21 protein-coding genes are annotated in these 24,735 nt (G+C 60.4%); 6 read left to right on the plus strand and 15 right to left on the minus strand.

The window, feature by feature from the left end; translation table 11 throughout:
• Nucleotides 1-278: 278 nt before the first annotated feature.
• Together mprF and DBR46_RS03260 are read left to right on the plus strand one after the other, a co-directional pair.
• Nucleotides 279-2,921: a bifunctional lysylphosphatidylglycerol flippase/synthetase MprF gene (mprF, locus tag DBR46_RS03255; protein ID WP_124525012.1), complete on the plus strand. Its 2,643-nt coding sequence runs from the start codon at nucleotides 279-281 to the stop codon at nucleotides 2,919-2,921.
• Entirely contained in the window at nucleotides 2,921-4,207 is a 1,287-nt protein-coding gene (locus DBR46_RS03260) for a virulence factor family protein (RefSeq protein ID WP_124525013.1), read from the plus strand. The genes mprF and DBR46_RS03260 overlap by 1 nt, the downstream gene beginning before the upstream one ends.
• A gap of 139 nt (nucleotides 4,208-4,346) precedes the next feature.
• On the opposite strand, the gene recJ is transcribed toward DBR46_RS03260, so the two are convergent.
• Both recJ and DBR46_RS03270 read right to left on the minus strand, forming a co-directional pair.
• Nucleotides 4,347-6,056 carry a single-stranded-DNA-specific exonuclease RecJ gene (gene recJ / locus DBR46_RS03265; protein ID WP_124525014.1) on the minus strand — a complete coding sequence of 570 codons (1,710 nt, stop codon included), beginning with the start codon at nucleotides 6,054-6,056 and terminating at the stop codon, nucleotides 4,347-4,349.
• 192 nt (nucleotides 6,057-6,248) lie between these two features.
• Entirely contained in the window at nucleotides 6,249-6,791 is a 543-nt protein-coding gene (locus DBR46_RS03270) for a YaeQ family protein (RefSeq protein ID WP_016977727.1), read from the minus strand.
• A 148-nt stretch (nucleotides 6,792-6,939) separates the two neighbouring features.
• On the opposite strand from DBR46_RS03270, the gene DBR46_RS03275 reads away from it, so the two are divergent.
• Both DBR46_RS03275 and DBR46_RS03280 read left to right on the plus strand, forming a co-directional pair.
• Nucleotides 6,940-8,139 carry a CaiB/BaiF CoA-transferase family protein gene (locus DBR46_RS03275; RefSeq protein WP_124525015.1) on the plus strand — a complete coding sequence of 400 codons (1,200 nt, stop codon included), beginning with the start codon at nucleotides 6,940-6,942 and terminating at the stop codon, nucleotides 8,137-8,139.
• On the plus strand, nucleotides 8,139-9,026 hold the full coding sequence (locus tag DBR46_RS03280) for a TIGR02285 family protein (RefSeq protein ID WP_124525016.1): 888 nt from the start codon (nucleotides 8,139-8,141) through the stop codon (nucleotides 9,024-9,026). The genes DBR46_RS03275 and DBR46_RS03280 overlap by 1 nt, the downstream gene beginning before the upstream one ends.
• 170 nt (nucleotides 9,027-9,196) lie before the next feature.
• On the opposite strand, the gene DBR46_RS03285 is transcribed toward DBR46_RS03280, so the two are convergent.
• Nucleotides 9,197-9,481 (minus strand): DUF3509 domain-containing protein, encoded by a 285-nt coding sequence (locus DBR46_RS03285; RefSeq protein WP_124525017.1) that lies wholly within the window; start codon nucleotides 9,479-9,481, stop codon nucleotides 9,197-9,199.
• A gap of 312 nt (nucleotides 9,482-9,793) precedes the next feature.
• Here DBR46_RS03285 and DBR46_RS03290 point away from each other — a divergent pair, with 312 nt between their 5' ends.
• Both DBR46_RS03290 and DBR46_RS03295 read left to right on the plus strand, forming a co-directional pair.
• Entirely contained in the window at nucleotides 9,794-9,994 is a 201-nt protein-coding gene (locus tag DBR46_RS03290; protein WP_124525018.1) for a hypothetical protein, read from the plus strand.
• A 149-nt stretch (nucleotides 9,995-10,143) separates the two neighbouring features.
• Complete coding sequence (locus tag DBR46_RS03295) at nucleotides 10,144-10,797, plus strand: response regulator transcription factor (RefSeq protein WP_124525019.1); 654 nt, start codon at nucleotides 10,144-10,146, stop codon at nucleotides 10,795-10,797.
• Here DBR46_RS03295 and DBR46_RS03300 read toward each other — a convergent pair.
• The 12 genes from DBR46_RS03300 to ffh form a co-directional block, all read right to left on the minus strand.
• Nucleotides 10,766-12,010, minus strand: coding sequence for an EAL domain-containing protein (locus DBR46_RS03300; RefSeq protein ID WP_124525020.1), 1,245 nt, complete (start codon nucleotides 12,008-12,010; stop codon nucleotides 10,766-10,768). The two genes, DBR46_RS03295 and DBR46_RS03300, sit on opposite strands and share 32 nt — an antisense overlap.
• A 73-nt stretch (nucleotides 12,011-12,083) precedes the next feature.
• Nucleotides 12,084-15,665, minus strand: a complete 3,582-nt coding sequence (locus tag DBR46_RS03305) for a transporter substrate-binding domain-containing protein (protein ID WP_124525021.1) — start codon at nucleotides 15,663-15,665, stop codon at nucleotides 12,084-12,086.
• Nucleotides 15,666-15,774: 109 nt separating this feature from the next.
• Nucleotides 15,775-17,184, minus strand: coding sequence for a threonine synthase (gene thrC / locus DBR46_RS03310; protein ID WP_124525022.1), 1,410 nt, complete (start codon nucleotides 17,182-17,184; stop codon nucleotides 15,775-15,777).
• 67 nt (nucleotides 17,185-17,251) lie between these two features.
• Nucleotides 17,252-18,556 (minus strand): homoserine dehydrogenase, encoded by a 1,305-nt coding sequence (locus tag DBR46_RS03315; RefSeq protein ID WP_010207988.1) that lies wholly within the window; start codon nucleotides 18,554-18,556, stop codon nucleotides 17,252-17,254.
• Nucleotides 18,557-18,685: 129 nt separating this feature from the next.
• Nucleotides 18,686-19,417: a thioredoxin fold domain-containing protein gene (locus DBR46_RS03320; RefSeq protein ID WP_124525023.1), complete on the minus strand. Its 732-nt coding sequence runs from the start codon at nucleotides 19,415-19,417 to the stop codon at nucleotides 18,686-18,688.
• Between the two features lie 139 nt (nucleotides 19,418-19,556).
• The gene (gene xerD / locus DBR46_RS03325) at nucleotides 19,557-20,453 is read right to left on the minus strand and encodes a site-specific tyrosine recombinase XerD (protein WP_124525024.1); all 897 of its coding nucleotides are present in this window, start codon (nucleotides 20,451-20,453) and stop codon (nucleotides 19,557-19,559) included.
• A gap of 152 nt (nucleotides 20,454-20,605) precedes the next feature.
• Nucleotides 20,606-21,019: an acyl-CoA thioesterase gene (locus DBR46_RS03330; protein ID WP_017736774.1), complete on the minus strand. Its 414-nt coding sequence runs from the start codon at nucleotides 21,017-21,019 to the stop codon at nucleotides 20,606-20,608.
• An 82-nt stretch (nucleotides 21,020-21,101) separates the two neighbouring features.
• Nucleotides 21,102-21,452, minus strand: coding sequence for a 50S ribosomal protein L19 (rplS, locus tag DBR46_RS03335; protein WP_003175895.1), 351 nt, complete (start codon nucleotides 21,450-21,452; stop codon nucleotides 21,102-21,104).
• A gap of 45 nt (nucleotides 21,453-21,497) precedes the next feature.
• The gene (trmD, locus tag DBR46_RS03340) at nucleotides 21,498-22,271 is read right to left on the minus strand and encodes a tRNA (guanosine(37)-N1)-methyltransferase TrmD (RefSeq protein WP_177413985.1); all 774 of its coding nucleotides are present in this window, start codon (nucleotides 22,269-22,271) and stop codon (nucleotides 21,498-21,500) included.
• On the minus strand, nucleotides 22,253-22,789 hold the full coding sequence (gene rimM / locus DBR46_RS03345; RefSeq protein ID WP_003175898.1) for a ribosome maturation factor RimM: 537 nt from the start codon (nucleotides 22,787-22,789) through the stop codon (nucleotides 22,253-22,255). The genes trmD and rimM overlap by 19 nt, the downstream gene beginning before the upstream one ends.
• Nucleotides 22,790-22,794: 5 nt before the next feature.
• Entirely contained in the window at nucleotides 22,795-23,046 is a 252-nt protein-coding gene (gene rpsP, locus DBR46_RS03350; protein ID WP_003238923.1) for a 30S ribosomal protein S16, read from the minus strand.
• 250 nt (nucleotides 23,047-23,296) lie between these two features.
• Nucleotides 23,297-24,673, minus strand: coding sequence for a signal recognition particle protein (gene ffh / locus DBR46_RS03355; protein WP_003193965.1), 1,377 nt, complete (start codon nucleotides 24,671-24,673; stop codon nucleotides 23,297-23,299).
• Between the last annotated feature and the right edge of the window lie 62 nt (nucleotides 24,674-24,735).

The following is a 24,735-nucleotide window of genomic DNA, read 5'->3' on the forward strand; positions in this document are numbered from 1 at the left end:
ACATCAAAAAAGGCTACTCGAAAGAGTGGACTTTTTTGTATCCGGTGAAAAAGTCCTTCTGAAACAATGGCATGGCATCTTTCATGAAACCGTACACGGTTTGTAGAGTCCATCTCATTGCAAGCTATGCTCAATGCTCAAGCGCTGCCCTCTACGACCAATGGCCGCAGTCGCCGCCCCCGGCGATCCGCGTTAATATTTGTAATTATTTTGTCCATAGGGATTGGTAACTTGGCTGGATACCTCCATCCTGTCGCGCACAATCCACGAGGTGATTGATGCGCGCCAACTCGTCTGAACCACTAGACACCGTCACAGCAGAACAACCGATCGCTCCCGCCCGTTTGCGCTGGCTGGATCTGTTGAGCAAATACCGCCAGCCCATCGGTTTGGCTGTCACGTTGTTGCTGTTCGCAATCGCCCTGATCGCCTGCCGGCACTTGCTGCTGGAGCTGGACCTTTACGCCCTGCATGACTCAATCCTGGAAGTGCCCAAACCCGCCCTGCTCGGCGCGTTTGCTGCAGCCGTCGCCGGTTTCGTCATTCTGTTGGGCTATGAGTTTTCCGGTGCGCGCTATGCCGGGGTGAAGTTGCCGGCCAAGACCCTGGCCCACGGCGGTTTCACAGCCTTTGCCATCGGCAACGCGATAGGCCTGTCGATGCTGTCAGGCGGTTCGGTGCGATACAGACTCTATGCGCGCCACGGTATCGGCGCTTCGGAAGTCGCCCGCATGACCGTGTTCGCCAGCCTGGCGCTCGGTTGCGCCCTGCCCCCTCTCGCAGCGCTCGCCACCTTGAGCAACCTGCCCGCCGCAGCCACCGCGCTGAATTTGTCGGAAGGTTTGCTCGGCGGCGTCGCCGGCGCAGTGCTGCTGCTGTCAGTGGCATTGTGCATCGGCATCTATCGCCGTCGCTTACCAGAGCAACCCTTCGCCGATAACCTGCTGGTCAAGATCGGCCGTCGCACCCTGCGCCTGCCCGGCGCCCGCCTGACCTTCCTGCAACTGGTCATCACCGCACTCGACGTCGCCGCTGCCGCCACCGTCCTTTATATGTTGTTGCCGGAAGCGCCACCCTTCGGCCCATTCCTGCTGGTATACCTGCTGGCCCTGGCGGCCGGCGTGCTCAGCCATGTGCCGGGCGGTGTGGGTGTCTTCGAAGCCATCCTCCTCGCTGCCTTCGCCGACAAACTCGGTGCCGCACCACTGGCCGCCGCCCTGCTGCTGTACCGCATGATCTATGTGGTGCTGCCATTGCTGATCGCCTGCGTGTTTCTGCTGGTCAATGAAGCCCAGCGCCTGTTCCAGACTCAGCAAAGCCTGCGGGTGGCCTCTGGCCTGGCGGCACCGGTGTTGGCCGTACTGGTTTTTTTGTCCGGCGTGGTCCTGCTGTTTTCCGGCGCCACGCCAGAAATCGACTCACGCCTGGAAAACATCGGCTTCCTGATTCCCCACCGCCTGATTGACGCCTCGCACTTTGGCGCCAGCCTGATCGGTGTGTTGTGCCTGTTGCTGGCCCAGGGTTTGCGCCGACGCTTGTCGGCGGCCTGGATGCTGACCATGGTGTTGCTGCTGGTGGGCGCGCTGCTGTCGCTGCTCAAGGGTTTCGACTGGGAAGAAGCCAGTCTGATGACCATGACCGCGATCCTGCTGGCGATCTTCCGCCGCTCGTTCTACCGCGCCAGCCGCCTGACCGAACTGCCGTTCTCGCCGCTGTACCTGGTGGCCAGCGTCTGCGTGCTCGGCGCATCGATCTGGCTGCTGCTGTTCGCCTATCAAGACGTGCCCTACAGCCACCAACTGTGGTGGCAGTTCACCCTCGATGCCAATGCCCCGCGCGGCCTGCGTTCGTTGCTGGGTGCCGCCGTGCTGCTGGTGATCGTGTCGCTGACCTGGCTGCTGCGCACCGCACGCCCGATCATCCACCTGCCGACCCCGGAAGAACTGGAGCGCGCCAGCAAGATCCTGATGGCCTCGTCCCAGCCCGACGGCGGCCTGGCGCTGACCGGCGACAAAGCGCTGCTGTTCCATCCCAATGATGAAGCTTTCCTCATGTACGCCCGTCGCGGCCGCAGCCTGGTAGCCTTGTATGACCCGATCGGCCCGACCCAGCCGCGCGCCGAGATGATCTGGCAGTTCCGCGACCTGTGCGACATCCACCATGCGCGCCCGGTGTTCTACCAGGTGCGGGCGGAAAACCTGCCGTACTACATGGACATCGGCCTCACCGCGATCAAGCTGGGCGAAGAAGCCCGCGTCGATCTGAAACGCTTTGACCTGGAAGCCAAGGGCAAAGAGATGAAGGATCTGCGCTACACCTGGAACCGTGGCACCCGGGACGGTCTGTCCCTGGAGATCCATGAACCGGGCACGGCGCCGATGGATGAACTCAAAGTCATCTCCGACGCCTGGCTGACCGGCAAGAACGTGCGGGAAAAAGGCTTTTCCCTGGGACGATTCAGCGACGACTACCTCAAGCACTTTCGCATCGCGATCATTCGCTTCGAAGGGCGCCCGGTGGCCTTCGCCAACCTGCTCGAGACTTACAACCACGACCTGGCCAGTCTCGACCTGATGCGTGCGCACCCGGACGCGCCGAAGCTGACCATGGAGTTCATGATGGTCGGCCTGATTCAACACTATAAGAGTCATGGCTACGCCCGCTTCAGCCTCGGCATGGTGCCGTTGTCGGGCCTGCAACCACGACGCGGCGCCCCACTGACCCAACGCCTGGGCTCGATGGTGTTCCGCCGTGGCGAGCAACTGTATAACTTCCAAGGTTTGCGCCGCTTCAAAGACAAGTTCCAGCCTGACTGGGAACCCCGTTACATGGCCGTGCCCGCAGGACTTGATCCGCTGGTGGCACTGGCCGATACCGCCGCCCTGATCGCGGGCGGCTTGACTGGATTGGTGAAACGCTGATGATTCGACGTTCCTGGCGGTATGTATTGGTCGCTGTAGTGCTGCTCGCCCTGATCGCAGGGGGTGGCTTTTGGTACTGGAACCGCCCTGCCCCGCAGCCGACCCTGGCGCAGTTGCCCCAGGCCGATGGCTCGGTGATGACGCTCGTCACCCCGAACGGCACGCCTAAAGCCCGCGTCGCGGTGGCCGTGATGGCCGATGAAACCCTGACCGACAGCCAGTTGATCGCCCTGAGCCAGGGCGGCAAGGCACAAATCGTTCAAGTCGTCCTGCCAAAGGATGACTGCAAGCTGCAGGAACAAGCGCTGCAAAGCGCCCTGGTTCAGCTCAAGGGCCCGGCAACGCTGGTCAGCGGCATCGGCCCTGGCGCAGGCCTTGCCTGGCGCTGGCTGGCCACCCAGAACGACGACAAGGCCAATGCCATCTCCGTCGGTTTCGCCCTGGTGCAGGAAGGCTGCAAGGACCCGCTGCCGAAAACCTCGGCCCATGGCAACTGGCTGGTGGCGTGGAACGACAACCCTGACGATGAAAGCGCCAGTTTCGTACGCGACACACCGCGCGCCACCACCAGCATCAGCGACTACGACATTCACTACCCGCAAGTGCTGAACAACGAACTGCGCAAGCAACTGGTGGGTTCGGACAACGGCGGCCTGGCCATCCCGGTGGTCGAAGTACCGGCCGGCCAAGCCAAGGACACCGTGACCCTGTTCCTCTCCGGTGACGGCGGTTGGCGCGACCTGGACCGCGACGTGGCCGGCGAAATGGCCAAGATCGGCTACCCGGTGGTCGGCATCGACACCCTGCGCTACTACTGGCAGCACAAGACCCCGGAGCAAAGCGCCAAGGACCTCACCGAACTGATGCAACACTACCGGCAGAAGTGGGGCACCAAGCGCTTCGTCCTGACCGGTTACTCGTTCGGCGCCGACGTGCTGCCCGCGATCTACAACCGCATGCCGGAAAACGAACAGCAGCGGGTCGATGCGATCATCTTGCTGGCGTTTGCGCGTACCGGCAGCTTTGAAATCGAAGTGGAAGGCTGGCTGGGCAACGCCGGCAAAGAAGCGGCGACCGGCCCGGAAATGGCCAAGCTACCGCCGGAGAAGGTGGTGTGCATCTACGGTGCGGAAGAAGTCGACGAGAGTGGCTGCACCGACAAGACGGCGGTGGGTGAAGCGTTGAAGCTGCCTGGTGGGCATCACTTTGACGAGAACTACCCGGCGCTGGCGCAGCGGTTGGTGGATATCATCGTGAAGCATCAGGCCAAGGACAAAACCGAGTAACTTAAGGCGGTACGCGGATCAAAAATGTGGGAGCGGGCTTGCTCGCGAAAGCGGTGAATCAGTCACAGCAACATTGACTGACACTCCGTATTCGCGAGCAAGCCCGCTCCCACATTTGGTTTTGCGGTGTTAGTTAGATTTAGCGTGGCTCGATGTGCGCAATCATCAGTTGCACCGTCTCATTACCCCGAAACTCATTCACATCCAGCTTGTAGGCCAACTCCACCCACTTCACCGTCGGGTTTGGCCAGACTTCACGGTCCACGCCAAACGCAATGCCATCGAGCTTCACCGACCCGCATTCACTCTTGAGCACCACCTTCAGGTGCCGCTCCCCTACCACGCGCTGCTCCACCAACTGAAACACCCCGTGAAACAACGGCTCAGGAAAGTGCTGCCCCCACGGGCCGGCGTGACGCAGGGCGCGGGCCAGTTCCAGGTGGAACTCTTCCACCGCCAGGGTACCGTCAGACAATAGACGACCGGTGAGGTCTTCCTCACGCAATTGCCGACGCACTTCAGCATCAAAAGCTTCGGCAAACAGTGGGAAGTTTTCCTCGTGCAGTGTCAGCCCCGCCGCCATCGCGTGGCCGCCGTATTTGGCGATCAGGTCGGGATGCTGGCTCGCGACCACCGCCAGGGCGTCACGGATGTGAAAGCCCGGTACGGAGCGCCCTGAGCCCTTGAGCAAGCCATCACCGGCGTCGGCGAAGGCGATGGTCGGGCGGAAGTAACGCTCCTTCATGCGTGACGCCAGGATGCCGATCACACCTTGGTGCCATTCCGGGTCGAACAGGCACAAGCCGAACGGCATCGACTCCACCGGCAAGTCCTTGAGCTGGGCCAGGGCCTCGCGCTGCATGCCTTGCTCGATGGACTTGCGGTCCTGGTTCATGCCGTCCAGTTGTGCGGCCATTTCCCGCGCCGCGGCGACGTCGGTGGTGAGCAGGCATTCGATGCCCAGACTCATGTCATCCAGGCGCCCGGCGGCGTTGAGCCGTGGGCCGAGGATGAAACCGAGGTCGGTGGAGGTGATACGCGCCGCGTCACGCTTGGCCACTTCCAGGATGGCCTTGATCCCCGGCCGTGCACGACCGGCACGAATGCGCTCCAGGCCCTGGTGCACGAGGATGCGGTTGTTGGCGTCCAGGGGCACCACGTCCGCCACGCTGCCCAGGGCCACCAGGTCGAGCAAGTCGCCGATGTTCGGCTGCGGTTTGTGGGTGTACCAGCCCAGGTCGCGCAAACGCGCACGCAGGGCCATCAGCACATAGAAGATCACGCCCACGCCGGCCAGGGCCTTGCTCGGGAAGCCACAGCCCGGCTGGTTGGGATTGACGATGGCGTCCGCCGCCGGCAATTCATCACCTGGCAAGTGGTGGTCGGTGACCAGCACTTGCAGCCCCGCCGCTTTCGCCGCCGCGACGCCTTCGACGCTGGAGATGCCGTTGTCCACGGTGATCAGCAACTGCGGCTCGCGTTGCAACGCCACCGCGACGATTTCCGGGGTCAGGCCGTAGCCGTACTCGAAGCGGTTGGGCACCAGGTAATCCACATGGGCCGCGCCCAGCAAGCGCAAACCCAGGGTGCCCACGGTGCTGGCGGTGGCGCCATCGGCGTCGAAGTCACCGACGATCAGAATGCGCTGGCGTTGCTCCAGGGCCGTCACCAGCAAGTCCACGGCCGCGTCGATCCCTTTGAGCTGCTGATAGGGAATCAACCGCGCCAGGCTTTTATCCAGCTCGGCTTCTGACTGCACGCCGCGAGCGGCATAGAGACGGGTCAACAGCGGTGGCAATTCACCGAGAAACGGCAAGACGGCGGGCAACGGGCGGGGATCGATACGCATGGGGTGAGGAAGGCTTCTCTTCGATACAACGGTTAAACAGGAATAGTGAAAACGATGCAGATCTAATGTGGAAGCTGGCTTGTGTGGGAGCGGGCTTGCTCGCGAAAGCGGTGTGTCAGTCAGTGCATTTTTAACTGATCGACCGCATTCGCGAGCAAGCCCGCTCCCACACAAGCTCGCGCCTATAGAGGTTCAGCCGCGCTCGCCGACCAGCCATTGCAGCTGCACTTCGTGCTGGCCACGGTCGTCGGTGACGAACATGGTGCCTTCGCTGATCATCACATCCCACTTGATCACGCGCGGCATGTCCTTGGCCAGGGTCTCCAGGACCTCCTGCGGCACCGCTGCGATATGCACGTTTTTCAGGTTGTTAGCCACCGGCACCACCTTGCCTTCCCACACGCGCAGGCTGCCGTAGGCCAGCAGGCTGGTGCGCTCGGTACGGCGTGAGCACCAGGTCAGGCGATCTGCATCCGGCTGGCCGACTTCGATCCAATGCAAAACCCGATCATCCAGGCTTTTTTCCCACAGGGCTGGCTCGTCTACATCTGACAGGCCACGGCCGAACGACAACTGCTCGTTGTACCAGAGGGCGTAGGCCAGCAGGCGCACGGTCATGCGTTCTTCGGTTTCCGAAGGATGGCGGGCGATGGTCTGTTTGACGCTCTCGTACACCGAACGATCGAGGTCGGTGAGGTTGAGTTCGAATTTGTAGGTCGTGGACGGCTGGGCCATGAACGGGCTTCTAGAGACAGGGAAAGGCGGCCAGTCTAACCGATGGCGAGGTCATTCAACGAATACTGCGCTGCATCATCCTTATCCATGGGCCGCTCGCCTATGTTAAAAGGCATCACACCACCGTCCCGTGCTTGTAAGGATCCCCATGTCGCTTAATGCCAAACCACTTGCCGGCCTGAAAGTCATCGAACTGGGCACCCTGATCGCCGGCCCGTTTGCCTCGCGTATCTGCGCCGAGTTCGGTGCCGAGGTGATCAAGGTCGAATCCCCAGACGGCGGCGACCCGCTGCGCAAATGGCGCAAGTTGTATGAAGGCACTTCGCTGTGGTGGTTTGTGCAGGCGCGCAACAAAAAATCGCTGACGCTGAACCTCAAGCACCCGGACGGCCTGGCCATCCTCAAGCAGTTGCTGGCGGATGCCGACATCCTGATCGAGAACTTTCGCCCCGGCGTGCTGGAAAAACTCGGTTTGAGTTGGGAGACGCTGCACGCACTGAACCCGAAGCTGGTGATGGTGCGCCTGTCGGGGTTCGGCCAGACCGGGCCGATGAAGGACCAGCCGGGGTTTGGCGCGGTGGGTGAATCCATGGGCGGGCTGCGCTATATCACCGGTTTCGAGGACCGCCCGCCCGTGCGCACCGGGATCTCCATCGGCGACTCGATTGCCGCGCTGTGGGCGGTAATCGGCGCGCTGATGGCCCTGCGGCATCGCGAGGTCAACGGCGGATTGGGCCAGGTGGTGGATGTGGCGTTGTATGAAGCCATCTTCGCCATGATGGAAAGCATGATTCCCGAGTTCGACGTGTTCGGGTTTATCCGCGAGCGAACTGGCAACATCATGCCCGGGATCACGCCGTCGTCGATCCACACCAGCGCCGACGGCAAGCATGTGCAGATCGGCGCCAACGGGGATGCGATCTTCAAGCGCTTCATGCTCGCCATCGGGCGCGAAGACCTGGCCAACGACCCGGCACTGGCCAGCAATGACGGGCGCGATAGCCGTCGTGATGAGCTGTACGGCGTGATTGATCGCTGGGTCAGTTCATTGCCGCTGGAGCAGGTGGTCGAGGCCTTGAATAAAGCCGAAGTGCCCGCCAGCCGGATCTACAGTGCCGAAGACATGCTGGGCGACCCGCAATTTCTCGCCCGGGAAATGTTCCTCAAGGCGCAACTGCCCGGCGGCAAGGACTTCAAGATGCCCGGCATCGTGCCCAAGCTGTCGGACACCCCGGGCAGCTGCGAGTGGGTGGGCCCGCAGTTGGGTGAGCACAATGGCGTGCTGCTGGAGAGCCTGGGTTACGACTCCGCCGCCATTGCCCGTTTGCGTGAGGAAGGCGCGATCTGATGGTGCTTCGGTGCAAACGCGGGTGGGTGCAGTTCTGCCTTGTCGCCTCGATGCTCAGCGGCTGGCCTCTGTCGGCCCACGCCAGCGAGACGTTGACCTGGTTGTTGCGCGACCTGCCACCGCTGACCATTTTCGAGGGGCCGCGCAAAGGCCAGGGCGCACTGGACCAACTGTTACCGATCCTCATCGAACACCTGCCGGACTATCAACATCAGGTCCTGCACGTCAATCGCGCGCGCGGCATACAGATGATGCGCGAGCCAACAACGCTTACCTGCGATCCCTCATTGCTGTGGACGGCGGAGCGAGCCAAATACATCGTGTTCTCCAGCCAGGCATTTGTGGTCGCCAGCAACGGCATCATGATCCGGCATAGCCAGGAGGACACGATGGCGCCCTATATCGTCGATGGCCAGTTTGACCTGCAAGCCTTTTTCGATGCCCCTAAAGCACGGGCGGGCGCCATCGCCGAACGCAGCTACGGGCCGGTCGTCGATCAACAACTCAAGCTGGCCGATGCGCATAAGCTCGCCCTTCATTACGGCAACGATGCCCTGGGCAGCCTCCTGCAAATGCAACGCCTGGGGCGACTGGAGGCGGTGTTGGGGTATTGGCCGGAAATCCGCTATCACGCCATGCAACAGGGCATCCCGGCTGCGGACCTGAGCTTTTATCCGATCAAAGGCTCAGCGCCCTACCAACGCACCCATATCGGTTGCTCGGATACGCCTCGTGGGCGTCAGATCATTCAACGCATCAATCAGGTGCTGCTGGACATCCCACTGGAACAGGTGCAGCAGTCCTACGCTTCATGGCTGGACCCGGTGATGCGCGAGCATTATCTGCGGGATAACCCAAGCTTCTTCCAGGATTCGCCAGAGCCCTGACAATTCGCAGGCAAAAAGAAACCCCGAAGAGTGGGGAGACACTTCGGGGTTAAACGTGGCCTACAAAGACCAGTACAACAAGGCACAAACACCGGAGCACAATGTTTGCTCTTGCTGTTACAAAATCTGACCGGCCATGTTGTAGGAAGTTTCCATGATTAAACAATTCTTCATGCAGCGGCGGCGCTGCGGGTCTGGGCAGCGTTGCGCAACGCCGCAATGACCGAGGGTTCCAGACGCCCTTCGGCAATCTTGATGTCACGCAGCAGGCAATCCACCACATCCACCAGCACGCGTTTATCCATCAACTGTGCGCGGTCCACTTCTCGCTCGACCATGATGGCGCCAGCAGGGTTCTTCACGGTGACCAGGCACTCGTCCTGCACACCGGAGGTGGTCAGCGTAACCTGATAAGGGCTCAGTGCTTCTTCGAGCAATAGGCTGATACTTTCCATCTCGATCACCACTCAATAGTTCAGGAACAATCGGTTCAACGGGAGCTGCATCTATCCTAAGTGACTGTTTGTGACGTAGGAAAGTTCGCTTTATCGTCTTTATGGGGCCGTCAGGGGTGACGGATTCCAGCATGCGCTTGCAACATGACAAGCAAAAAACGGCGCACATAAATGCTTACGCAATGGGCGACTGTTTTGCGGTTTGCCGACGGCTCGGATCAGAGGTGAATCCTATACTCGGTGAGCGCTGGAGACGCGGCTACGCAGATGAAAGCGCATGTCAAAAGGCCCTTATTGCGAAGGATGAAGACGATGTTGGAACACGACAAAGAGCAGGCAGCATTAGAGAAGATTCATGCTGACATATCACGCATCTATGCGGAGCAACGCAAACTCAACGCCGAAGCACACAAGATAACCCGTGAAAATTTCTGGTATCCCTTGGGTGTCGTCATGGCTATGTTTACAGTTTTCACCAGTGTTGTGGCCCTGGCAGTAAAAATACTCGCATAGCTCATTCGCGCCGCCCGGGCCTGCCAAAAACAAAAAACGCCGCTAACCCAAGGAAGGCAAAGCGGCATTTTTGTGCACCGTTAAAACCCTACGTTCAACCATCCCAGGGTTAACAGGCTAGAATCCCCGAATTGCCCGGGGAACCTATCTTGAGAAGCGCACCTGAAAAACCCTTGCGCATCATCCTGGCCGACGACCATCCGATTTTCCTGATTGGTCTGCGGGCGGTCCTGGAGCGCGATGAACAACTGGAAATTGTCGGCGAAGCCAACTCTCCCCAATCCCTGACCCAATTGCTGCAACACTGCGCCTGCGACCTGTTGATCACCGACTTCATGATGCCTGACGAACCCCAGGCCGACGGGTTGCGCCTGATCGACCAACTGCGCCGCCATCACCCGACGCTGCCCATCGTCGTGGTGACCATGCTCAACAATGCAGGGTTGTTTCACGCCATCCTGGAGCTGGGTGTCATGGGCTTGCTGAGCAAAGCCAGCCTCGCGAATGAACTGCCTGAAGCCGTCCGCCAGGTACGCCAGCAGCGCTGCTATGTGGCCCACACCATTCGCCAGGCGCTGAGCGCGCTGGGCACTGATCGATTGCAGTCCCACGAGCAGCTATCGCCCCGCGAGCTGGAGGTGATTCGCCTGCTGGCGAGAGGGCTGACCGTGGGCGAAATCGCGGCACATCTGCATCGCAGCAAGCAGACCGTCAGCGCGCAAAAAGTCAGCGCCATGCGCAAGCTCGGGCTCAGTACCGACGCGTCACTGTTTATCTACGTGCAGGAGCATGGGTTGGCCTGACCTGGCTGCCGATCCACGCTTTCAATGCCTGAGCGTCCATCGGTGGTGCAATCAGGCAACCTTGCAGCCAGGCTGGGCCCAGCAAAGCGACCGCATCACGATCGGCAGGGGTTTCGATTCCCGTCACCACCACGTTCATGCCCATGCGGCTGGCCATGCTCATGGCGCCCGCGACGACAGCCACTTTGCGCTCATCACCGGCCATGCCACAGGCAAAGGCCGGGGGTATTTTCAGCTCAGTGAACGGCAGCTCCAGCAAACGCTGCAAACTGGTGCCGCCGATACCGAAGTCACCGATAGACAACTTGCAACCGATCATCCTTAAACGCAGCAAGCTGCTGACATGCGCGCTGTCGGTGTTCAATCGCGTGGTTTCGACCAACTCCAGCGTCAGGCTATGGGCTGGCACGGCGTGGCGTTGCAGCAGGCGTTGCAGCGCCTGGGGAAAATGCGCATGTTCGAGCATCCGCCCGGGAATGTTCACCGCCACCGGCAAGATCTCCCCCGTGTCCCACGCGATCTGGCTGACAAAGCCCAGGGCCTCTTCCAGCACATGCCAGGTAAACGCCTCCTCCATGCCGGCAAACTCCAGCACCGGCAGGAACTCATGGGGCAGTAACACTCCCCCGTCAGGCAGATACCAGCGCGCCAGCACCTCAACGCCCTGCAATACACCTGCCTGGCAAACGATAGGCTGGAAACTCGCGCTGGCGTAACGCGCGATGGCCACCTGACAGGCATCCACCGAAGGTGGCAACTCATCCAGCTCATTCAAGCCCAGCAGTTGGCGCACCTTATCCCAGGACACGACCTGCGGCCCCGGACGCAAATGTTGCAGGCAAGCCGTCAGCAGTTGCCCAACCAACTGCGCCGAGGCTGGCTTGGGCAAGCACCGGAGGACATTCAGCCCAGCCTGGCGCGCCATGCTGGCGACCCCTTCCAATACGTCAGGTTGAGCACTGCTTAACAGGATCAGCACCTGAGCCTGGCGCAGTTCGCCCAATTCGCGAATCAGTTCAAGGGCATCGCCCTGTTCCAGATAGAGGTCGCAAATGGCAATGTCCACCGGCCCCTTGCTCGCCAACGACTGCCGGGCGGCCTCTACGGTTTCGGCGGTTATTACATTGAAGACACCGTTGGCATTGAGCATCTGGTGCAGGGCCATCAGTTGGAATGGGTGATCTTCGAGGATCAAGACATTGAGGGAGCGCATGGCAAACTCTGAGACGCAGAAGCAAGGTTGCGCAGGCTACGCAAAAGGTCATGCGCGCCCCATAGGACGCGTCCTATTCTTGCGGACTCAAATGGGTGCCCAGCTCAACCCTGAATGCTGCCAGCGCTTCATTCAGCACGCGCCACAGCGCTTCAACCTCGTCAATGCGCTGCTCACGCAGGCAGCCCTCAAGCCCCACACACGCCTTGGCCAGCGGCAGCGCATCCACCAGGCAGCAAATCCCCTTGAGGCGATGCAACGAGGCCATTACCCCTGGAAAGTCCTGACACGCCAACGCCGTCTTGATCCCATCGTGCTCTTGTTCAAGACTCTTCGCCAACTCCTCCAACATGCGCTGCAGGACCGGCCCATCGGCCTGGGTCATCACCTGCAAGGTCTGGATATTGAAGGTGCGCAATGGGGCCAAGCGGGTGAGGACCGTGGCCCACTGCTCAAGGGTCACCGGTTTGACCAACAACTCATCCATTCCCGACGCCAGGCAACGCTGACGCTCATCCTCCATGGCATTGGCGGTGCACCCCACCAGCGCAGTGCGCGATCGTTGCTCTTGGGTTTCAATACCGCGCACGGCTTCGCTCAAGGCGTAGCCGGACATGCCCGGCATATTGCAATCCGTCACCAGCACGTCAAAGGCGTCATCGCGCCAGCGCTGCAAGGCCAACTCCGCCGAGTCGAAGGCCACCACCCGGTGGCCGAGGAATTGCAGTTGCTGAGCCAGCACCAGGCGGTTGGCCGGCAAGTCATCGACGATCAGCACCGACAAACGGCGACCGGCAGCCGGCAGGACCGCCGCAGGCTCAGTTGGCCTGTCGTCGCCTCTGACCCGCTGCAGATACAGGTCAATGCAAATCGTCGTGCCCTCACCTGCCGCGCTGCTCAGGGAGATCGTGCCGCCCATCAACTCCACCAGTTGTTGGCAAATGCTCAAGCCCAAGCCGGTCCCGCCATGTTGAGCCGCCGTCAGCGGGCTGACCTGGACAAACGGCTTGAACACCCGAGCCTGTTGTTCAACACCAATCCCTGGCCCGCTGTCTTCGACACACAGGTGTAGGTATTCAGCCCCGGCGTCATCGCGCTGAGTCACCACGCTGAGGCGGACCTCACCCTGCTCGGTAAACTTCAACGCATTGCCCACCAGGTTATGCATGACCTGCCGCAAGCGCAGCGGGTCGAACCAATAATCCCCTTGCGCCGCTGGGTCGAACGCCAGGGTCAAACCCAGGCCTTTTTTACTCGCCGTCGCCGCAAACAGCCGCTGGATGCCGTCGAAAAAAACCTTCAGGTCTGTGGTCTGCGGCACCAGTTGCAAATGGCCTGCTTCGATCTTGGCCAGGTCCAGGCTATCGCCCATCAACTCAATCAGCTCACGTGCGGAGCGATGCGCCACCTGCAAGGCTTCGGAGACGCGCTTGCCCTCAGCCAGGGCGCGTTCTTGTTCCAACTCAAGCAGGCCGATGATGGCGGTCATCGGGGTGCGAATTTCATGACTGAGGGTTGAGAGAAACGCACTTTTTGCGTAGTTCGCGTCATCGGCGGCCTGGCGTGCGTCCATCAACTGATGCTCCAGGACTTTGCGCTCATTGATGTCGATCCAGCCGCCCAGCAGCCCCTGCAATTGGCCGCGCGCATCGAAAAACGGCACCGTCCATTGGTAAACGTGGAAAGTCCCGCCGTTGAACTCCAGTTGCCGATCAACAAACAACGATTGCTGTGTCGCCAACTGCTCCATGTGCCCGGCATGCAGGCGCGCGGCCGTGGCCTCTGGCAGCACGCCGCTTTCCATCAAGGTCAGGCCCTGGATCAGCTCCCGTCGGGTGGCCAACTGCTGTTCGTAACGGGTGTTACACGTCACCAACCGGCCGGCCAGGTCCCGTACGAAGACCGGGTTGGGCATGCCATCCAGCAGGGCACGCTTAAAGGCCAACTGATCGCTCAACCGTTGCTCGGCCACCAGGCGCTGCTGGATCTGCCGCTTGAGCCGGCTATTCCAGACCAACGACACCAATACACACAACAGCGCCATGGCAACCGTCCAATAGGCCCATGGCGGCACACGTTGCCAAGCCGACGTCGGGATCGGCACCGTGCCCAGCCAGCGCAAACGCAACGCGCTCAACTCTGCCACCGGCATCGCTTCCAAGGCCTTGTTCACAATGCTCAACAGCTCGGGCTGGTCCTTGCGTACCACCAGGCTGTTGGACGACCACTTGCCCTCCACGCTGCGCCCGATGCGCAAGCCGTCGGACGGGTAGCTCTGCACCTCCACTTCATTCTGGATCGTCGCCGCCGCATGCCCCTGGATCACCTGCTCACGGGCCTGGGTATAGTTATCGACGGCGAGAATCTCGATGTCCGGGTGTTCACGGCGAATGAAATTCTCCAGCACATGCCGGGCCGGCAACGCCAAGACCTGGCCAGAGAGCTCACTCAAACTGGCCACTAACGGCGTGTCGCTGCGCTGGACAAACACCCAACCGGCGCCGCCAAAACCATGGCTGAAATCCAGGAATTGCCTGCGCTCCCGATTCTCCGCCAGCGTGGTGTTCATATCCGCCCTGCCCGCTGCCAGTAACTCCAGGGTCTGCGCGGTGGAAGACACCTCCTCCATCACGAACTGCAAGCCGGTCATGCGGGAAATCCGGTTAAGCAGATCGACGTTCAAGCCGACCCATTGACCGTCCTTGTCCTTGAAGATGTACGGCGACTGTTGCTGGGACACCACCACCACATGGGGATGGTGCAACAACCAGGCTTGCTCCTGGGCCGACAACACAATGCGGTCGGCGGCGATGCCCACTCCCAGGCCGGTGGTCCAGCGCGCGAGGATTTCACGTTGTATCGACTCGTCGATACTCGCCAGCGCCCGGTCCATCATGTCCCCCAACAGCGGGTCGGCCGTACGGGAAGCAAAGGCAAAGCCAATCGGCGCCAGCCGGCTCTCCACGTTGATCTGCAAACCGAGGTAAGGACGCAGTGACTTGTAGGCCCGCACAATCACTTCATTGCCGATAAAGGCGTCGGCATCCCCCTGGTTCAACGCTTCCAGGCCACTGTAGAGGTTCGGAGCCAGCATGATATGGCTGGCGGGATAGGCCCGATGCACGTTGCCGACATTGGCATAGCCCTCCAGCAAGACCACCTTCTTGCCCTCAAGGCCTTCGTTCTGCGTGGTGTCGTCGCGACGCACGACGACTACCGAACGATCCGGCATGTAGTCGCGAGTAAACCGCAACCCAGGCACATCCCGCTCATAGCCGTTGGCGCTGGTCAGAATATCGATGGCGCCACTGCGCAAGGCTTCCACCGCTTGCGCCCGCTCAGCGAAGCCCATCACCTGCATAGGCACATCGAGGCGCGCGCCGACCAGGCTCAGGTAGTCGGCGCTGATGCCTTGGTAGCGATTGTGGTCACGGGTGATATCGATCGGCTGGTAGTCATCAATGGAAATGCCGACCTTCAGCGTTCGATGGCTCGCCAGCCATTGCTGCTCGCCGGCCGTCAGCGGCAAGGGCGCCAGCGGGGTGAACGCCGGCACCAGTTTGAACGGCAGGCTGACGGCGGCCAGGCTTGCCGGGGATTGACCAAGCAAGAGCAAACACAGCAGCCACACGCACCTTCGGCTCAATAAACGCACCGGGTTGGTTTCCTCTCTTTTTTAGTCGATTGCCCACTGGAGTATGGCGTGCCCCAATGAAAAAGCCCGTCACGAAGACGGGCTTGAGCAACCTCGCAAAGCCGTTGAATCAGAGCGGCTTGCCACGATTGCCGTGCTGGCTCACAAACGCCTGCACGGCTTTCAGATCATTGGCCAACACGGTGCAACGCTCTTCACGCTCAAACAGGTCTGCCAAATGCGCTGGCAATTCCAGTGCCTTGCCAACACCGGCCTTCTCCACCGCTTCCGGGAATTTGACCGGGTGCGCGGTGCCGAGGATCACCATCGGGATGTCCAGGCTGCGACGGCATTCGCGGGCGGCCTTCACACCGATAGCGGTGTGTGGGTCCAGCAACTCGCCAGTCTGGGCGTAGACTTCGGCGATGGTTTCGCAGGTTTCTGCGTCGTCCACGGCCAAGGAGTCGAACAGCTTGCGGGTTTCAGTCCAGCGCTCTTCTTCAACGCTGAAACCGCCACCGCTCTTGAAGGTGTCCATCAAGCCGGCAATCGCCGCGCCGTTGCGCCCGTGCATGTCGAACAGCAGGCGTTCGAAGTTCGACGAGACCATGATGTCCATCGACGGCGACAGCGTGGCGTGCAGGGTTTCCTTGACGTACCTGTTGCCGCTCATGAAGCGGTGCAGGATGTCGTTGCGGTTGGTGGCAACAATCAACTGGTTGATCGGCAAGCCCATGTTGCGCGCCAGGTAGCCGGCGAAGATGTCGCCGAAGTTGCCGGTCGGCACCGAGAACGACACCGAACGCGCCGGCCCGCCCAACTGCAGCGATGCATGGAAGTAGTAGACGATCTGGGCCATGATCCGCGCCCAGTTGATCGAGTTCACCGCTACCAGACGCGTGCCTTTGAGGAAGCTCTGGTCAGCGAAGCTGTTCTTGACCATTTCCTGGCAGTCATCGAAGTTGCCTTCGATGGCGATGTTGTGGATGTTCTCGCCAAAGATGGTGGTCATCTGGCGACGCTGCACTTCCGACACACGCTGGTGCGGGTGCAGGATGAAGATGTCGACGTTTTCGCAGTGCTTGCAGCCTTCGATGGCGGCCGAACCGGTATCACCGGAGGTTGCACCGATGATCACCACACGCTCGCCGCGCTTTTGCAGCACGTAGTCCAGCAGGCGACCCAGCAGTTGCAGGGCGAAGTCCTTGAACGCCAGGGTCGGGCCGTGGAACAGTTCCAGCACCCACTCGTTGCCGTTCAGTTGGCGCAATGGTGCGATGGCGCTGTGGGAAAACACGCCGTAGGTCTCTTCGAGGATCTTCTTGAAATCCGCATCCGGGATGCTGCCGGTGACGAACGGGCGCATCACCCGGAACGCCAGCTCGTGGTACGGCAGGCCGGCCCAGGACGCGATTTCTTCCTGGGTGAAGCGTGGCAGGTTTTCCGGCACGTACAGGCCGCCGTCGGTGGCAAGGCCTGCCAGCAGGACGTCTTCGAAATTCAGGGCCGGTGCCTGGCCGCGGGTGCTGATGTAACGCATGACTGGCTCCTCTAAAACATTCTCGAACAGGGGCCGCCGCACACACGGGGCCCCTGGAACAAATCGGTTAGTTCAAGTGCTCGACGCGGATGCGCACCACTGGGCCGACCACGCCTTGCAGGGCTTCCAGGGCGGCGATGGCATCGTTGATGTGCTGCTCGAGCACGCGGTGAGTCAGCAGGATCATCGGCACCTGGCCGTTTTGCTCCTCGACTTCCTTCTGCATGATCGACTCTATGTTGATACCGCGCTCCGACAGGATGCTGGCAACCTGGGCCAACACGCCCGGGTGGTCCTGGGCCTGGATGCGCAGGTAGTAGGCGCTTTCGCAGGCCTCAATCGGCAGGATCGGGTGGGCCGACAGCGAGTCCGGCTGGAAGGCCAGGTGCGGCACGCGGTTTTCCGGGTCGCTGGTCATGGCACGAACCACGTCCACCAGGTCGGCGATCACCGACGAAGCGGTCGGCTCCATGCCGGCGCCGGCGCCGTAGAACAAGGTCGAACCCGCAGCATCACCGTTGACCATCACGGCGTTCATCACGCCATTGACGTTGGCGATCAAGCGGTCGGCCGGAATCAGCGTCGGGTGCACACGCAGCTCGATACCGGCTGGGGTGCTGCGCGCGACACCGAGGTGCTTGATGCGGTAGCCCAGGGCTTCGGCGTAGTTCACGTCGGCGGTGGTCAGCTTGGTGATGCCTTCGGTGTAGGCCTTGTCGAACTGCAGCGGGATACCAAAGGCGATGGACGCCAGGATGGTCAGCTTGTGCGCCGCGTCGATGCCTTCCACGTCAAAGGTCGGATCGGCTTCGGCGTAACCCAGGGCCTGGGCTTCGGCCAGCACGTCTTCGAAGGTACGGCCCTTCTCGCGCATTTCGGTGAGGATGAAGTTGCCGGTGCCGTTGATGATGCCGGCGACCCAGTTGATGCGGTTGGCAGACAGGCCTTCGCGGATGGCCTTGATCACCGGGATACCACCGGCCACAGCGGCTTCGAACGCCACGATCACACCCTTCTCGCGGGCCTTGGCGAAGATCTCGTTGCCGTGCACGGCAATCAGCGCCTTGTTGGCGGTAACCACGTGCTTGCCGTTCTCGATGGCCTTGAGCACCAGCTCGCGGGCCACGGTGTAGCCGCCCACCAGCTCGATGACGATATCGATTTCAGGGTTGGTGGCAACGGCGAAGACATCGTTGGTAATCGCAATACCGGTCGTTTCGAACTGAGGCTTTGGCGAACGCGTGGCAATTTGCGCCACTTCAATCCCGCGACCTGCGCGGCGGGAAATTTCTTCAGCATTACGCTGAAGTACGTTGAAGGTGCCGCCACCGACGGTCCCTAACCCACAGATGCCTACTTTGACCGGTTTCACTGAAGAACTCCCCATGAAACGGCCGACGCTAGGTCGGCCGTGGAAAACAGCCGCACGACTGCGGCTTGCAATTAACGACCCGCCGACGTGTCAGCGAGCCTTGATCGTCGATGCTTCGACGATGCTGGTTTATTTGGCACCGAGCGCCAGTTTGGCAACTTGTGGTGCCGGCTGGTAGCCCGGAATCACTTGGCCGTCAGCCAAAACGATGGCCGGTGTACCGTTCACACCGATGGACTGGCCGAGGGCGAACTGCTTGGAAACCGGGTTGGCGCATTTGGCCGCCTTGATTTCCTTGCCATCGACCATCTTGTCCATGGCCGCCTTCTTGTCGGCCGAGCACCACACGGCTTGCAACTGCTCGTCACCCGGCGAGCCCAGGCCCTGGCGCGGGAACGCTACGTAGCGTACTTCCACGCCCAGCTTGTTCAGCGCGGGCACTTCGGCGTGCAGCTTGTGGCAATACGGGCAGGTGGTGTCGGTGAACACGGTGATGTGGGTCTTGGTCTCGCCAATGGCCGGGTAAACCACGGTCTCGGCCACCGGAATACCATTGATCAGCTTGGACACGCCCAGGCGCTCGGCTTTCTCGGTGAGGTTGACCGGCTTGCCGTCTTTCAACTGGAACAGGTAGCCCTGGACGATGTACTGGCCGTCGGCACTGGCGTACAGCACACGACTGCCCTTGAGCTTGACTTCATACAGGCCGGCCATGGGGCTGGCGCTGATGCTTTCGATTGGCGTGTCTAGCTGCAGGTTGGCCAGGCTCTTGCGGATGGTCTGCTCGGCAGCGTCATCAGCGAAGGCAAAGGTGGAAACCAACGCAATGGCTGCGGCGGCAATAATCTGGGTCAAGCGCATGGGAACTCCTGAAGGCAGATGCAGGGACGGGCATTGACGCCGCTTGGAAACACAGGCCTGGGCCGTCCCCTTTGCTAACCGGCAAAGCCTACCACAGTTGGGCGCAAGGGCAGCCCGCAGCGGGACAAATTGGCGGTTTTCAGCCTCGCGGATGGTGCTTGGCGTGCATATCCTGCAAACGCGCACGTGCCACGTGGGTGTAGATCTGGGTTGTGGATAAGTCGCTGTGACCGAGCAGCATTTGTACGACGCGCAAATCTGCCCCGTGGTTGAGCAAATGGGTGGCAAAAGCGTGACGTAATGTGTGGGGCGACAGGCTCTTGCCGATACCCGCGACCTTGGCTTGATGCTTGATGCGGTGCCAGAACGTCTGACGGGTCATCTGCTCGCCACGCTGGCTGGGAAACAGCACATCGCTGGGGCGCCCGCCGAGCAACTCACTGCGCCCATCGCGCATATAACGCTCGACCCATACGATCGCCTCCTCCCCCATCGGCACCAGCCGCTCCTTGCTGCCCTTGCCCATCACCCGCAACACGCCCTGGCGCAGGTTGATCTGTTCCAGGGTCAGACTGATCAACTCCGTCACCCGCAGGCCGCAGGCGTACAACACCTCCAGCATGGCGCGGTCGCGCTGGCCGATGGCTTCGCTCAGGTCCGGGGCGGCGAGCAACGCATCGACGTCGGCTTCCGACAACGACTTGGGCAACGGCCTGCCGAGTTGTGGCATATCGACTTGCAGGGTCGGGTCGAGGGCGATCAGTTTTTCCCGCAACAGGTAGCGATAGAAGCCACGCACACCGGAGAGAAATCGCGCAGTGGAACGCGGCTTGTAGTTCTGCTCAAGGCGCCAGGCCAGGTGATCGAGGATCAGCTCGCGGCCGGCGTTGAGCAGTTCGAGGTTTTTTTCCTGTAGCCAGCCATTGAACAGCGCCAAGTCGCTGCGGTAAGCCTGGCGGGTGTTGTCCGACAGGCCTTTTTCCAGCCAGAGGGCGTCGAGGAAGCGGTCGATCAAGGGGTGGTCGATGGCGGGCATGGGGGCTCAGGCGGGTTTCCGTAGTGTCTGTTAGATCCTATCGCAGGCAAGCCAGCTCCCACAGGGGTTTTGTGTTGGGCTAGTGATTTGTGCCCAACACCGATCAAATGTGGGAGCTGGCTTGCCTGCGATAGCCGCAACTCGGTCTCAAGTCAGTCAACAAACCCAGGCAATACCGGCACCGGCCGCTTGTCCGCATCAATCGCCACAAAACTGAACACGCCCTGGATCGCCCTTTCACGGCCATCGGCACTCATGCTCTCGACAAACACTTCCACTTCAACCTTGAGGCTGGTGTTACCCACTTTGATCACACGGCCGATCAGCTCAACGATGGAGCCGGCAGGGATCGCATGATTGAAGTCGATACGGTCGGTGGAAACCGTCACCAACGGCAATCGGCAAAACCGCGTAGCCGTGATGAACGACACTTCATCCATCCAGGCCAACGCCGTGCCACCGAACAGCGTGTTGTGGTGGTTGGTGGTCGGCGGGAACACCGCCTTGGTCACATGGGTCACGGAAAGGTCGGTGCGGCGCTGGATTTCTTCAAGGCGAGTGGTCATTAACAAATACCGGCAAATAGACAAATTTCAGGCACAAAAAAGCAGCCCGTAGGCTGCTTTTTTCTGCATCGGGAAGCTGGACTTAAGCCAGTTTTTCCTTGATGCGAGCTGCTTTACCGGACAGGTCACGCAGGTAGTACAGCTTGGCTTTACGTACGTCACCGCGACGTTTAACGGCCATGCTGTCGATTTGCGGGCTGTAGGTCTGGAAAGTACGCTCTACGCCAACACCGTTGGAGATTTTACGAACAGTGAAAGCACTGTTCACACCACGGTTACGCTTGGCGATTACCACGCCTTCGAACGCTTGCAGACGCGAACGGTCGCCTTCCTTCACTTTCACCTGAACGACAATGGTGTCGCCCGGGGCAAAGGTAGGGATCTCTTTGGTCATCTGCTCTGCTTCGAGTGCAAGGATGATTTTGTTAGTCATGCTGTGCTCCTAAGGTAAGTCAATGGACCTACCATCGATACGTTGTTAACTATCGTCCCGCGCGAGGATGTATTCCTCGAGCAGCTTCTTCTCTTCTCCAGAAAGCGAGCGGCTTTCCAGAAGATCGGCGCGTCGTTCATAGGTCCGACCAAGGGACTGCTGTAAACGCCAACGCCGGATGTGTGCGTGATTGCCACTTAGCAATACGTCGGGAACACGCTGATCCGCATACACCTCCGGGCGGGTGTAGTGCGGGCAATCCAGCAAACCATCCGTGAAGGAATCTTCCTCCGCGGAGTCCGCATGCCCTAAAGCTCCAGGCAGCAGTCGTGTAACCGCATCTATCAGGACCATCGCCGGCAGCTCGCCGCCAGACAGGACATAGTCCCCAATCGACCACTCTTCATCGACATGAGCATCAATAAAACGCTCGTCAATGCCTTCGTAGCGACCGGCAATCAGGATCAATGCTTCCTCATTCGCCATGTCGCGTACCGCAGCCTGTTTCAGCTGACGGCCTTGAGGGGACAGGTAAATTACCTTCGCCTTCTCCCCGGCTGCGGCCTTGGCCTGGGCCAACGCGTCTTCCAGGGGCTTGATCTTCATCACCATGCCCGGGCCACCGCCAAATGGGCGATCGTCCACAGTGTGATGTCGATCCGTCGTGTAGTCTCGCGGGTTCCAACAGGTGAGCTGCAACAGCCCCTGTTTCACCGCCCGACTGGTGATGCCGTACTCGCTGATGGCGGAAAACATCTCGGGAAACAAACTGATCACTTCAATGCGCAAATTAGCCACGCTTAGAAGTCCGCATCCCATTCCACCTTCATCTCGCCTGCGGCCAGGTCGACGGCCAACACGCATTGCTCCGTATAGGGCAACAGGCGTTCGCGATCATCCAGGCTGCCAGCGCAAGGCTTGACCACCATTACATCATTGGCGCCGGTTTCCAGAAGATGATCGATTTTCCCGAGCAATTGCCCGAGTTGATCAATAACCTTCAGACCTTCCAGCTGGTACCAGTAGTACTCGCCGTCGGTCAATTCAGGGAACAGGTTGCGCGGCACGCAGATCTCATAACCGGCCAGAAGACGAGCTTCTTCACGATCATCAAGACCCTTGAGCTTTGCGACCAGGAACTTGTCGCTCCCGCGTCCACTGACCAGCTCGACCTGTTTCACACTACCTTCGCGCTTGAGCGTCCAGGTTTTGTACTGCAACAGGTTTTCAGTCGGATCAGTAAAGGAATACACCTTCACTTCGCCGCGAACGCCATGAACAGAGTAGATCTTGCCGATAACGATCAAATCATCAGCAACAGCTGGCGTCGCGTTCATATTGCTCAGGCTGCGGCCTTAGCCGAGTCTTTCAACAGCTTGGCAACGCGCTCGGATGGCTGTGCGCCAACGCTCAGCCAGTAGGCTACGCGCTCTTGGTTCACGGACAGACGAACTTCTTGACCACGAGCGATCGGGTTGAAGAAGCCAACTTGTTCCTTGTGAGAGCCGTCACGTGGGTTGCGGCTGTCAGTTACGGTCAAGTGGTAAAACGGGCGCTTTTTGGAGCCGCCAAGGGCAAGACGGATTGTTAGCATGTGAACATCGTTCCTGTAGTCGGTGCTGCAAATCTAAATGCACAGCGGGCATAGGTGCCCGAAAGGCCGCATATTCTAAGGAATATCCGGACTTTTGCAAATGTCTTTTTCTGGCGCCTATCGGCGTGCCATTCAGATCTGCTATAGAGCCGTCGGTTAAAACGGCAAGTCAGCTCCCGCTAACCGCGGGTTTGCTGGAGATCCCACATCCCTGTGGGTCGGAGCACAAGCGTGCTTGCGCTCGAATACTTTACATTTTCGGCATCCCGCCGCCGGGCAACATACCGCCCATGCCGCGCATCATCTTGGCCATTCCGCCTTTTGCGGAGAATTTCTTCATCATCTTCTGCATCTGCTTGTGTTGCTTGATCAAGCGACCGATGTCCTGCACCTGGGTGCCGGAACCCATGGCGATCCGACGCTTGCGCGAACCGCTGATCAGCTCAGGGTCGCGGCGCTCGGCCGGGGTCATGGAGTTGATGATGGCTTCCATCTGCTTGAACTGCTTCTCTGCCGCGCCCTGGGCATTGCCCATTTGCGCCAGATTCACACCGCCGATGTTCGGCAGCTTGTCCATCAGGCCGCCGAGACCGCCCATGTTCTTCATCTGTTGCAGCTGGTCGCGGAAGTCTTCGAGGTCGAAGCCCTTGCCCTTCTTCAGCTTCTTGGCCAGTTTGTCGGCCTTGTCCTTGTCGAGCGTGGCTTCGGCCTGCTCGATCAGGCTGAGCACGTCGCCCATGCCAAGGATGCGCGAAGCGATACGCTCCGGGTGGAACGGCTCGAGCGCTTCGCTCTTCTCGCCCATACCGATGAACTTGATCGGTTTGCCGGTAATGGCACGTACCGACAGCGCGGCACCACCACGGGCGTCGCCGTCGACCTTGGTGAGGATCACGCCGGTCAGCGGCAGTGCATCACCAAAGGCCTTGGCGGTGTTGGCCGCATCCTGGCCGGTCATGGCGTCGACCACGAACAGCGTCTCGACCGGGTTGATCGCGGCATGCAGCGCCTTGATCTCGCCCATCATCTCTTCATCGATGTGCAGGCGACCGGCGGTATCGACGATCACGACGTCGATGAACTTGAGCTTGGCTTCTTTAATAGCCGCGTTGGCGATATCGACCGGCTTCTGGCTCAGGTCGGACGGGAAGAAGGTCACGCCCACTTCGCCCGCGAGCATTTCCAGCTGTTTAATCGCCGCCGGACGGTAGACGTCGGCCGACACCACCATCACGGACTTCTTCTTGCGCTCTTTAAGGAAGCGCGCCAGCTTGCCGGCGGTGGTGGTCTTGCCCGCACCTTGCAGACCGGCCATCAGCACGACGGCCGGTGGCACGGCGCTGAGGTTCAGGTCTTCGTTGGCCGCGCCCATCAGGCTTTCGAGTTCGGCCTGGACGATCTTCACGAAGGCCTGGCCCGGCGTCAGGCTGCGGGACACTTCGGTGCCCACTGCGCGCTCTTTGACCGAGTTGACGAAGTCCTTCACCACTGGCAAGGCCACGTCGGCTTCCAGCAACGCCATGCGCACTTCACGCAGGGTGTCTTTGATATTGTCCTCGGTCAGCTTGGCCTTGCCGGTTACGTGGCGCAGCGTCTGCGAGAGACGGTCAGTCAAGTTTTCAAACATGCGCGTTCCTTTCAGGCCCTACTCATCGAAATGCAGTGGTAGACCGAGGTAATGACGGCCCA

This window comes from Pseudomonas sp. KBW05, assembly GCF_003852405.1.
GTDB lineage: Bacteria > Pseudomonadota > Gammaproteobacteria > Pseudomonadales > Pseudomonadaceae > Aquipseudomonas.

Bases quoted from the DNA above. Each gene is read 5' to 3' on its own strand.
- rpsP (WP_003238923.1), bottom strand. From the start codon at position 23,046: ATGCTAACAATCCGTCTTGCCCTTGGCGGCTCCAAAAAGCGCCCGTTT.
- recJ (WP_124525014.1), bottom strand. From the start codon at position 6,056: ATGCGTATCGATCCCCGCCCGTTGCCCGCCGTCTTGCCGTTTCTCGGT.
- trmD (WP_177413985.1), bottom strand. From the start codon at position 22,271: ATGGGATGCGGACTTCTAAGCGTGGCTAATTTGCGCATTGAAGTGATC.
- DBR46_RS03320 (WP_124525023.1), bottom strand. From the start codon at position 19,417: ATGCGCTTGACCCAGATTATTGCCGCCGCAGCCATTGCGTTGGTTTCC.
- ffh (WP_003193965.1), bottom strand. From the start codon at position 24,673: ATGTTTGAAAACTTGACTGACCGTCTCTCGCAGACGCTGCGCCACGTA.
- rimM (WP_003175898.1), bottom strand. From the start codon at position 22,789: ATGAACGCGACGCCAGCTGTTGCTGATGATTTGATCGTTATCGGCAAG.
- DBR46_RS03290 (WP_124525018.1), top strand. From the start codon at position 9,794: ATGTTGGAACACGACAAAGAGCAGGCAGCATTAGAGAAGATTCATGCT.
- DBR46_RS03300 (WP_124525020.1), bottom strand. From the start codon at position 12,010: ATGCGCTCCCTCAATGTCTTGATCCTCGAAGATCACCCATTCCAACTG.
- thrC (WP_124525022.1), bottom strand. From the start codon at position 17,184: ATGCGTTACATCAGCACCCGCGGCCAGGCACCGGCCCTGAATTTCGAA.
- rplS (WP_003175895.1), bottom strand. From the start codon at position 21,452: ATGACTAACAAAATCATCCTTGCACTCGAAGCAGAGCAGATGACCAAA.
- DBR46_RS03260 (WP_124525013.1), top strand. From the start codon at position 2,921: ATGATTCGACGTTCCTGGCGGTATGTATTGGTCGCTGTAGTGCTGCTC.
- DBR46_RS03330 (WP_017736774.1), bottom strand. From the start codon at position 21,019: ATGACCACTCGCCTTGAAGAAATCCAGCGCCGCACCGACCTTTCCGTG.
- xerD (WP_124525024.1), bottom strand. From the start codon at position 20,453: ATGCCCGCCATCGACCACCCCTTGATCGACCGCTTCCTCGACGCCCTC.
- DBR46_RS03275 (WP_124525015.1), top strand. From the start codon at position 6,940: ATGTCGCTTAATGCCAAACCACTTGCCGGCCTGAAAGTCATCGAACTG.
- mprF (WP_124525012.1), top strand. From the start codon at position 279: ATGCGCGCCAACTCGTCTGAACCACTAGACACCGTCACAGCAGAACAA.
- DBR46_RS03280 (WP_124525016.1), top strand. From the start codon at position 8,139: ATGGTGCTTCGGTGCAAACGCGGGTGGGTGCAGTTCTGCCTTGTCGCC.
- DBR46_RS03270 (WP_016977727.1), bottom strand. From the start codon at position 6,791: ATGGCCCAGCCGTCCACGACCTACAAATTCGAACTCAACCTCACCGAC.
- DBR46_RS03285 (WP_124525017.1), bottom strand. From the start codon at position 9,481: ATGGAAAGTATCAGCCTATTGCTCGAAGAAGCACTGAGCCCTTATCAG.